The sequence below is a fragment of the Vibrio sp. V42_P2S4T144 genome (assembly GCF_009904715.1).
GTDB lineage: Bacteria > Pseudomonadota > Gammaproteobacteria > Enterobacterales > Vibrionaceae > Vibrio > Vibrio alginolyticus.
Map to the genome: position 1 here is coordinate 1 of NZ_WXWS01000642.1, position 10,619 is coordinate 10,619.

General features: G+C 46.4%; 9 protein-coding genes. 4 read left to right on the forward strand and 5 right to left on the reverse strand.

Going from position 1 to position 10,619, the window contains the following annotated elements; all coding sequences use genetic code 11:
* The first annotated feature begins 64 nt into the window (after nucleotides 1-64).
* The 4 genes from CAG68_RS20845 to hemN all read left to right on the forward strand — a co-directional run bounded on the left by CAG68_RS20845 (nucleotide 65) and on the right by hemN (nucleotide 3,317).
* Nucleotides 65-703: a class I SAM-dependent methyltransferase gene (locus CAG68_RS20845; RefSeq protein ID WP_005379250.1), complete on the forward strand. Its 639-nt coding sequence runs from the start codon at nucleotides 65-67 to the stop codon at nucleotides 701-703.
* Nucleotides 703-1,245, forward strand: a complete 543-nt coding sequence (gene yihI, locus CAG68_RS20850; RefSeq protein ID WP_005379252.1) for a Der GTPase-activating protein YihI — start codon at nucleotides 703-705, stop codon at nucleotides 1,243-1,245. Before CAG68_RS20845 ends, yihI begins: the two co-directional genes overlap by 1 nt.
* Nucleotides 1,246-1,252: 7 nt before the next feature.
* Nucleotides 1,253-1,741 (forward strand): DUF2489 domain-containing protein, encoded by a 489-nt coding sequence (locus CAG68_RS20855; protein ID WP_005379254.1) that lies wholly within the window; start codon nucleotides 1,253-1,255, stop codon nucleotides 1,739-1,741.
* A 184-nt stretch (nucleotides 1,742-1,925) separates the two neighbouring features.
* Nucleotides 1,926-3,317, forward strand: a complete 1,392-nt coding sequence (gene hemN, locus CAG68_RS20860; RefSeq protein WP_017635016.1) for an oxygen-independent coproporphyrinogen III oxidase — start codon at nucleotides 1,926-1,928, stop codon at nucleotides 3,315-3,317.
* A 68-nt stretch (nucleotides 3,318-3,385) separates the two neighbouring features.
* Here hemN and add read toward each other — a convergent pair whose 3' ends face one another.
* From add to CAG68_RS20885, 5 genes are all read right to left on the reverse strand, one after another.
* Nucleotides 3,386-4,390 (reverse strand): adenosine deaminase, encoded by a 1,005-nt coding sequence (add, locus tag CAG68_RS20865; RefSeq protein ID WP_005379257.1) that lies wholly within the window; start codon nucleotides 4,388-4,390, stop codon nucleotides 3,386-3,388.
* Nucleotides 4,391-4,537: 147 nt separating this feature from the next.
* Nucleotides 4,538-7,084, reverse strand: a complete 2,547-nt coding sequence (locus tag CAG68_RS20870; RefSeq protein WP_104979920.1) for a bifunctional diguanylate cyclase/phosphodiesterase — start codon at nucleotides 7,082-7,084, stop codon at nucleotides 4,538-4,540.
* 102 nt (nucleotides 7,085-7,186) lie between these two features.
* Nucleotides 7,187-8,590 (reverse strand): nitrogen regulation protein NR(I), encoded by a 1,404-nt coding sequence (gene glnG / locus CAG68_RS20875; RefSeq protein WP_005379267.1) that lies wholly within the window; start codon nucleotides 8,588-8,590, stop codon nucleotides 7,187-7,189.
* A 57-nt stretch (nucleotides 8,591-8,647) separates the two neighbouring features.
* Nucleotides 8,648-9,694, reverse strand: a complete 1,047-nt coding sequence (gene glnL / locus CAG68_RS20880) for a nitrogen regulation protein NR(II) (protein WP_017821940.1) — start codon at nucleotides 9,692-9,694, stop codon at nucleotides 8,648-8,650.
* 132 nt (nucleotides 9,695-9,826) lie between these two features.
* A complete protein-coding gene (locus tag CAG68_RS20885) occupies nucleotides 9,827-10,408 on the reverse strand; it encodes a DUF4124 domain-containing protein (protein WP_017821939.1) in 582 nt (193 codons plus the stop codon).
* Nucleotides 10,409-10,619: the final 211 nt, after the last annotated feature.

Sequence of the window (10,619 nt, forward strand, 5' to 3'; positions counted from 1 at the left end):
CAACAACACTCCAATCCGAGTTCACTTTCTGGTATGTTTCGCATCCCTGTTTGAGGAAGTCAGCATGCATACCTGTCCTTTATGCCAAAATCAGCGCACTCACCATTATTTTGAAGATAAGCGTCGTGAATATCTTCAATGTGAGCAGTGCAGCTTGGTATTCGTAAATCCAGACCAACGTTTGGATGCGGAAAGCGAAAAAGCTCACTATGATCTGCATGAGAACAACCCCGATGATTTGGGTTACCGACGCTTTTTGTCGCGTATTGCTGACCCGATCACAGAGCGAATTTCTCCACAATCAAATGGTATCGACTTTGGTTGTGGTCCTGGCCCAACGCTCTCCTTGATGCTGGAAGAGGCGGGGCACAACATGGCGTTGTACGATCTCTACTACCACCCTGATACGTCGGTTTTAGAAAAAACGTACGACTTCATGACAGCAACAGAGGTGATAGAGCACCTCTACCACCCAGATTTGGTGTGGAAGCAATGGTTGAATTTAGTTAAGCCAGGGGGCTGGATAGGCCTGATGACGAAAATGGTCATCGACGTGGAGGCTTTCAAATCATGGCATTATAAGAACGATCTCACTCACGTAGTGTTCTTTAGTCGTGACACGTTCCAGTTCCTAGCAGAGCGGGATAAGCTCGAACTCGAATTTATTGGTAATGATGTAATTTTACTGAGGAAACCCCAGTAATGAGCCGTAGTAAAAAATCTAGAAAACCGGGTGCCGCTGGTGCACCTGAGTTTGTTGTAACTCGTAACCGTACAGAATCTGATGTGGAAGGCCGCTTACGCAAGCGTGCTAAAAAGCGTAAAGGTCTGAAAACGGGTAACCGTAACTCAGAAGTTAACGAGCAGAAAAAGCAAGCTGCTGCACAAAATCGCGACCCGCGCTTAGGCAGCAAAAAGAAAATACCTCTGATTGTTGAACCTGCGAAGAAAATGACGAAGCAAGAGCGTCGTTTGTCGGCAGAGCAAGAACTAGAGATGCTAGAAAATGACGCGCAATTGAACGTGTTGCTAGACCGTATTGAAGCGGGTGAAAACCTGGGCACAGGTCTACAGAAATTCGTCGATGAGAAACTCGATCGCATTGAGAAGCTAATGGACCAACTAGGTTTGTTGGAACCTGAAGAAGAGGAAGACTTCACTGCACCTGCTGAGAAAAGCACGCGCAACGATGATGACTTGCTGGCAGATTTCGACGACATTAATTTCGACGACTATAAAGGATAATTAAGCTATGAATGTAACCTTATTAGCTATTGCTGGTGTTGTGATTATCATCGCACTCGCTTCTTATGCAGGTTACCTTCTGCTTCAATTGAAAAAGCAAAAGGAATTGCAGCTGAAGCATCAAAAATTGGCGATAGACAAACGTAACGCCAACATTTTTGAGAATGTGCATACCTTGTGTCAGGCGGGCATTCAAGGGCAGTGCGATTTATCTGAAATCAGTATCCGTGTGTATAACATCATGGATTATGTACAAGGTGAAGACCGCGTTGATTTCGATAAAACGTACCCTGCGATTTCTGAGCTTTACCACATAGTGAAAGATATGGCGCGTGGCGAAGAACGCCAACAACTTGCCAAGAAAGAGCGTATGCAACAGAACTTGACGCGTCATAAAGCGGAAAGCCGCCTCACTGATGCGATTATTGAGGAGCTCAAAGTGTTGCAGAAAAACGTCCAGCCACTGAATAATCAAATCAATATTCAGATGATTTAAGCGCGACCCCCAATAGTCTCCTTATGGCTAATGGGGGTATCGTGATCACGCTAGCACTTCTTTAGTTTTATACTTAAAAAGCCAGTCGGCGTTGCCACGCTTGTCATCGTCGTATGGCAAAATAGCGGCTCTGAATATCGGGTGACGGCTTTCGTTGCCCTAGCATTTAACGGAAAGTACCACCATGTCGAATCAACACACTGAATCGAAACAGCAAATCGTCTGGGATCAAGCGGTATTGGATAAGTACAACTATTCCGGGCCTCGTTATACGTCGTACCCAACGGCGCTGGAGTTTCATGAAGCGTTCACCATTTCTGATTATGATATGGCATGCACTCAATACCCAGAACGCCCATTATCGCTGTACGTACACATTCCGTTCTGTCACAAGCTTTGTTACTACTGTGGATGTAATAAAGTCATTACACGCCATTCGCACAAAGCGGATGAATACCTCGACGTGCTTGAACACGAAATTCGTCAACGTGCTGCATTACTTGTTGGTCGCACTGTGACGCAATTGCATTTTGGTGGTGGTACACCGACGTTTCTCTCTGAAAAGCAAATCACGCGTGTAATGAGCCTGCTACGCCAAGAGTTTACTTTTAGTAGCGATGCTGAAATCAGTATCGAGGTTGACCCGCGTGAAATCGAGCTGACCATGCTGGATCATCTGCGTAGTGAAGGCTTCAATCGCTTGAGCATCGGTGTGCAGGACTTCAACAAAGAAGTGCAAAAACTGGTGAATCGTGAGCAAGATGAAGAGTTCATCGTTGCGATGGTTGCGCGCGCAAAAGAGTTAGGCTTTCGTTCGACGAACCTAGATTTGATTTACGGTTTACCGAAGCAGACCAAAGAATCTTTTGCCAAGACTCTAGAACAAGTGCTAGAGATGCAGCCGGGCCGTCTATCCGTGTTTAACTACGCGCACATGCCACAGCTATTTGCAGCGCAGCGTAAGATTAAAGACGAAGACCTGCCAAAAGCAGAGGAGAAGATGGCGATTCTGCAAGACACCATCGCGACACTGACTGGTGCTGGCTACCAATTTATCGGTATGGACCACTTTGCTTTGCCGGACGATGAACTTGCTGTTGCCCAGCGCGAAGGTATTTTGCATCGCAATTTCCAAGGCTACACCACACAAGGTGAATGTGACTTGGTTGGCTTTGGTGTTTCTGCAATCTCGATGATCGGCGATGCTTACGCGCAAAACCAGAAAGAGCTGAAGAAATACTACGCTCAAGTCAACGAACTTCGTCACGCTCTATGGAAAGGGGTCTCGCTGGACTCCGATGATTTGCTCCGTCGTGAAGTGATTAAGCAGCTGATTTGTAACTTCAAGTTAGACAAGAAAGCCATTGAGTCTGAGTTTAAAGTGAAGTTTGATCAGTACTTTAAAGAAGACTTACAGCTACTTCAGACCTTCATCAACGATGAGCTGGTGGAAGTGGATGACAATGAAATTCGTGTGACGCTGCGAGGTCGTTTGCTGATCCGTAATATTTGTATGAGCTTCGATAAGTACCTGCGAGCGAAGGCGCGTCAGCAACAATTCTCTCGTGTTATTTAATCAGAGATACAGATTCAAGATATAAAAAATGCCAGCAGATGCTGGCATTTTTTATGTTTTCGCTGGATTTAAGCGCGATCTTTTACTTTTTCTCTCAGTTCCGCTTTTTCTGCTTCTGAAAGGAACGCAATCTCAAGGCCATTGATTTGCGCTTGGCGAATCTGGTCTTGGCTCAGACCAGCGGCTGGTGCTGCTACTTCGTATTCGTATGGCAGTTCGATGCCTTCAACCGCTGGATCGTCAGTGTTCAGACACGCAAGAACGCCATGCTCTAGGAACTGCTTGAGAGGGTGGTTTTCTAGCGTTTCTACTGTACTTGTTTGGTAGTTTGACGTCAGGCAAGATTCAATACCAATGCGGTTTTCTGCTAGGTAATCCATCAGTTTTGGATCGTGAATCGCTTTTACGCCGTGACCGATACGAGTTGCGCCCAGCTCATTGATTGCTTGCCACATGCTCTCTGCACCTGCTGCTTCACCAGCATGGACCGTTACCCCAAGGCCAGCATCGCGTACTTGCTTGAAGTGAGACACAAAGCGATCACCCGGTTGGCCTAGCTCGTCACCCGCAAGGTCGACGGCAACGATGTGATCTTTCTGGCTCAGAATGCCGTCCAGTTCTTGTTGACATGCGTCAGTGCCAAATGTGCGACTCATGATACCGATCAGGTTGGCTTTCACGCCAAAATCGCGCATACCTGCTTGCACACCGTCCACGACGGCTTCAACAACCCCCGCTACTGGTAGCTTGTGTTTCATCGCCATGTAGTAAGGAGAGAAACGCAGCTCAGCGTAATCGATTTGCGCGTTTAGCGCGTCTTCTACGTTTTCGTACGCGACACGACGACACGCATCTAGATCGCCCAGTACAGCAACACCCCAGTCGAGCTTAGAAAGGAAAGCAACAAGAGAGGGTTCCGCTTCGACAATTTGAACGTGAGGAGTGAGAGACTCAATATCGTACGCTGGTAGGGCAATGCCAAACTTTTGGCCTAGCTCAAGAATCGTTTTAGTACGAATGTTACCGTCGAGGTGACGGTGCAAATCAGTAAGAGGAAGGTTCTTCGTTATCATTTTGTCGATCCGGATAGTTATGAACTGGAACAGGGCCCAAACATCATCTGTGACAATACATGGGTAAGATTTGCAGTTAAGTATAAATAACAGTTGGGTAGATTGTCAGTAGAGGATGACTAGGAAATCAACGATTCTCGCTCTTTTCTACTTCATGTTCACCAAATGTGTTGGCCATTCTTCTAGTGGCATAGGGCGGCTGTAGTAGAAGCCTTGCACCTGATTACAGCCTAAAGAGCGTAGTAATTGTGCTTGATTGCTATCCTCGACACCTTCCGCGACGACATTAGTTTTGAGACCTGCTGTGATATTGATGACGGCAGCGACGACTGAACTGTTTAAGTTTTCTTGTGTGAGTTGATTGATGAAGGTGCGATCAATCTTCAAGCAGGTAAACGGCAGAGAGTGGAGGTAACCCAGTGATGAGTAGCCGGTGCCAAAGTCATCTATCGCGATACCAATACCCATTTCACGCAGTTTAGTCATATTTTCTAGTGTGGTCGGTGCGCTATCAATGATACGTGATTCTGTGATCTCTAGTGTGAGGTTACTTGCTGGTAATTTCGTGATATCCAATACGCTTGTCACCGTATCAACAAAACTTGGGCAGGATAGTTGATTAACAGAGATATTCACATGCAGTTGGAAGTCCGACGGCCACTGTTTGCTTTCGATCGCTTGGTAAGTGTCGCGACAAGCTTGTAACAGAATCTGTTGGCCGATGGCTTTGATCATGCCGCTTTCTTCCGCGATTGGGATAAAATCTAATGGTGACACCATACCTGAGTCGCTATGCCAACGCGCAAGTGCTTCGGCGCCACACACTGTGCCACTGACGAGATCCACAATCGGTTGGTAATGAGGAATAAACTCTCGGTTTTCAATGCCAGTTTGGATCTTGGTCAGCATTTGCGTACGAAACTTTGAAGCGCTCGCTAGTTCTGGGCTGTAGTGACAAACACCAGTCAGTGAGTCTTGTTTAGCGTAACTTAATGCGATGCTGGCGTTGCGTAACCATAAAGGCATGGTTTCGTTTGGCTGGGTTTGTACAATACCAAGTGAAATCTTCATCACTACATTCTCGCCTTCCACCATAAATGGGGTGGAAAAGAGTTGCTGTAATCGACGCTCGGTTTGTTTAATTTTGGTTTCAGTGTCGACATTTGAGAGAAACACCGCGAACTCATCACCACCAATCCGAGCCAATAATGCGTTGTCACGAAACTGCTGTTTTAGCCTTTCAGCGATGCTGACCAACAGCTGGTCGCCGTTGTGATGACCCACACTGTCGTTGATATCTCTAAATTTGTTGATACCAAGTAAAAATAAACTGCCGTGACAAAGATCAGACTGATTTTCACAGATTTCGACCAAACCCTGACGGCTATATAAGCGTGTTAGAGAGTCATAAACCAACTGTTCACGCAATGCTTTGAATGAAGCTCTTAGATTGTTCGCCATTTCATTAAAAGCATGAACCAGTACGGTTGTCTCATACACATAACCAGGCTTTGGCATGCCGCTATCCCAATCCCCATTTGCCAGGTGCTGAGCGGCGGCGGCCGTCGCGTTAATTGGTCTGGTAACTCGGTTGAAAATGATCCAACTGATGGCGATCCCAAATAGGCTTACAATAATGCCAACGAGCCAACTCTCTTGCTGGCTTTTCGGTAACAGGCCGAGAAGCTCAGACTCCGAAATGGAGGTGCCGATAAACCATGTTAAGCCGTCTTGGTCTCGATACGGGGTTAGCCGACTGAAAATACGTTGGCCATCATGTTCAAATGAAAAAGTATAAGGTTGCTTGGTGTTGTTGAGATCGAAAGACCGGACGCGGCTCGCACTGATTTTGATGATCGGGTCTGCGTTTTCAGCGGCAAGCAAACGCTGCCCTTTATCCGAAAATTTTGTGCCCCATGAGATGACGCTTCCCGGGCCTGAGTGAGCGATTAAACGATGATCTGGGTCCATGATGTAGACCGACGCTTTAGTGTTGTATTTTAACTCGCGCAGGAATTCGTTGAATGTATTGATACGAATGTCTGTCACCAAAACACCAGCAAATTGGTCGTGTTTGTACACAGGCGTCATGGCTGATAGCGTAATATCCTGGCGTTCATCAGCATTGGTATAAATTTCAGACCAAGTGGCGTTTTGGCTCTCTGCAACGGGCTTATACCATGGGCGAGTGCGAGGATCGTATTGGGAGATAACCGTTCGAATGTTGTTACTCACATGGTTGGTTCCATAAATAACCAGATCACCATCGGTGTAGCGATCTTGCACCATTAAGGTGTAATCGTCGGAAAGCTCGCGGCGAAAGCCTGCAAAGTCGCCGTTTTCTGAACCAAATGCGATTACATCCAACTGCGGTATCGATTGGTAAAGATTTTTGAATGCACTCAGCAGGTAGTTTTGAATGTCTGAGGTATCGTGAGGGCGATAAAGGTTGTGATAGCTGACGTTGTGCGCGAGAGCCATAACCGCAGTAAAAGGCTTACGTAGATAGCTATTGAGGTGGTCGTGGACACTTTCGGTTAACACGGAAAGTTGCTTGTCACTGATATCCGTGACCACTTCTTCGTAACTTTGTTTTTGGACGTAGACAATGACACCGATCGCCAGTAAGAAGATCATGACAAATGGAATCAGAACAGCAGTACGCAGTGTAATTTGAGTCGTAGCAGTAGACATCGCCTAATCACATAGATGGTGGTGCGCCACAATTGTACTGATGTTTTTATTAATATCGAGTGACAAACGACGCTCGTTGTTAACGCACCACGTAAGTGATTGTCAGTACAATTCTTTTAATTTTCTGGTGAGTGTATTTCGCCCCCAGCCTAATACTTTAGCGGCATCTTGCTTATGACCTTTAGTGTGCTCTAAGGCTGCTTCTAATAAAATGCGTTCAAATTCTGGTAAAGCGTAAGAAAGTAGTTCTTTATCTCCTGCTGCGAGTGAATGCCGTGCCCAATCCGCCAATTGTTCTTGCCAACTACCATGTGCAGAGTCTGAAATGGATTTTTTCTCTTCGAGTAGTTCGCTTGGCAAGTCATTTGGTAACACTTCGCTACCACTGGCCATAACGGTTAACCAACGGCAAATATTCTCTAATTGACGAACGTTGCCAGGCCAATCAAGGCGGTTAAGAATCTCCACGGTCGACGGGTGGAGAGTTTTTGTTTCCACACCAAGCTCATCAGCCGCACGGATAAGAAAATGCTGTGTAAGCTTTTCAATGTCTTGCTTACGCTCACGCAGTGCCGGGATCTGAACGCGAATCACGTTTAAGCGATGAAATAGGTCCTCACGGAAGTCACCTTCGTGCACCAGCTTTTCTAAGTTCTGGTGTGTTGCCGCAACAATTCGTACATCGACACTGATCGGAGAGTGACCGCCCACTCGATAAAACTGCCCGTCAGCTAGAACGCGTAGTAAACGAGTTTGAATGTCTAATGGCATGTCGCCGATTTCGTCTAAAAATAGAGTGCCGCCATTGGCTTGTTCGAATCGTCCTTGACGAACATTGTTTGCTCCCGTAAACGCGCCTTTTTCGTGGCCAAACAGTTCTGATTCAATCAAGTCTTTGGGAATCGCCGCCATATTGAGCGCAATGAAAGGTTTGTTAGCACGTGGACTGTGACGGTGCAGTGCATGAGCAACGAGTTCTTTACCCGTGCCCGATTCACCGTTAATCAAGACTGAAATAGAGGAGCGAGAAAGACGACCAATGGCGCGAAACACCTCTTGCATCGCTGGTGCTTCACCGATAATTTCAGGCGTTTCTGCTGGAATGTCTTCTGGAGAGAGCTGCTCGCGTTTGTTTTCGTGGCTGTGTGCAATGGCTCGTTCAACCAGAGTTAAAGTTTCATCAATATCAAAAGGTTTTGGTAAATATTCAAAAGCACCTTTTTGGTACGCATTCACTGCCGCATCTAAATCTGAATGCGCGGTCATGATAATCACGGGAAGGTCTGGGTAATCGCGCTGTACTTGCTTTAGTAGCTCCAACCCATCAATACCTGGCATGCGAATGTCTGATACTAGAACATCCGGCACTTCGCGTTCGAGCGCCATTAACACGCTTTCTCCATCGGCATAGGTTTCACATTTGATGTTGGCAGAGGAGAGCGTTTTCTCCATTACCCAGCGAATTGAACTGTCGTCATCAACGACCCAAACATATCCTTTACTCATGTAGTAATCCTTGCAGCAAACCGAAAAACTGACGCGACTTGAAGTCCATTAGCGCACTCAGATCGGCAGATAAATAGTAAATGTTGTGTGACCAGGCCAGCTTTCTACGTCTATTTTTCCATTGTGCTGGTCGATCAAATTTTGCGAAATAGATAGCCCTAATCCAGTTCCTCCCTCGCGGCCACTGACCATGGGATAGAACAGCGTGTCTTGTAGTTCCGGTGGAATACCTGGGCCGTTGTCTGTGATTTCGACACGAGCAGCGAGTTTACAGCGTTTGCCGTGAATATTGGCTTGATGCACCGTTCTGGTGCGAATGGTTATTTTCCCGTGCTCTTGATGGCTAAGAATTTGTGCGGCGTTACTGACGATATTAAGCATTGCCTGCTCGATTTGGTCTGTATCCATCAAAATCTCTGGCAAGCTTGGGTCATAATCTCGTTCAATGATGATTGAGCGTTGTGACTCTAATTCAACCAGTTGGCGAACCTTTTCAAGAATTTGGTGCAGATTCTCTTGTGTCTTCTTACCTGGCTTCTGAGGTCCTAGTAATCGATCCACGAGCGCCCTTAAACGGTCTGCTTGCTCAATGATGATGTGTGTATATTCGGTGAGAGAGGGCTCTGGCAGCATTTTTTCTAACAATTGCGCCGCACCGCGTAAGCCGCCAAGCGGATTTTTGATCTCATGTGCAAGCCCTCGGACTAACAGCTTCGCCGCTTGTTGTTGGGCGTGTTGGTTCAGTTCTTGAGAGAGTCGGCGCTGCTGATCAATTTTGCGCATCTCGACCAGAAGCATCAACTGCTTTTGCCAAGTGATAGGGCTAACCGTCACCTCTAGCATTAAAGGGCGGCCATCAACAACGAAAGTGACGTCACTGTCGGTGATGCTTTGGCCACTTTGCAACGGTTGAGTGAGCAGCGCGAGATCCAGCGACGCATGCTGAATCAATTGAGAAAGTGATTGTTCAATAATTCGTTTAGCGCTTTGAGAAAACAGCAATTCGGCAGCCGGATTGGCATAACGGATGGCCAATCCATCATCAAGAATCAGCGTTGCTGTCACCATATTGTTGAGAATGGCACTAGGAAGACTGGTATCCACATTACGTCCTTGTTTTGCTTTAAGATTGTGCGATGCACAATAATGGTGCAATTGAACGTTAAGTATGGCGAATAAATCTTAGAAGAAAAAGTGAAAAGCACCGCTGTGATGTGATTTTTTTCACCAGATATTCTATTTTGCCCCTTTTACGGTCGGCTTAACACTTGCTCTATGTAAATGCACCGTTATAGGGCTAGTAGATGCAATAAGCTTGCCGCTTCTTTTCGCGTGCACAGCAAGTGTGTGAGTGCCTCGGTCAATATTGTTTAACTGCCACACTATATGGTTTTGTGGTGCACCATAGGGTTTTCCATCGAGTAACAATTGCAATTGCTCACCGATACCAAGCTTGCGATTGGTTTCTAATTGAATATTGATGATGCCTCGATTGTTACGGATGGTCTCGTTGTGCTTGGGGGTCTGCATTGAAAGTTGTAATGGAAGAGGCTTCTCGGTTGTTTTCTCTGGCTTGTTTTGTGATGCAGTAGATGGCGTAGTCTGAGGTGCGAGCGATTCAGTACTTTCTACCTCAGGAGCTGGTGCGCTGGCTTCAAGGTTTGGCAGTGCGATCGCTTTTGCTCCTTTGTTTGGCGTATCACTAAAGTGAACCACGCCATTTTCATCTACCCACGTATACGCGACCTGCGCGAAGGCGGTAGAGGCGATTAACAATCCGCTGAGTGCACACAGTGATGGAATAAGCTGAACTTTCATTGCTCACCTTCTCTTGTTCGATGATTTCACGTTTCAATGGCTTAGCTCTTTGACCTGTAAGGAAAAATTCTAAGCGTATTTTTATTATCCCCTCATGTTAAACGTCGAAGCTTGAGTGGCGAATACAAAAAAGGCCCGCCTGCGAGGCGAGCCTAATATTTTATTGCTGTGTTTACATTTTACACAGTGTCGACCTTACACAGAGTAGTAA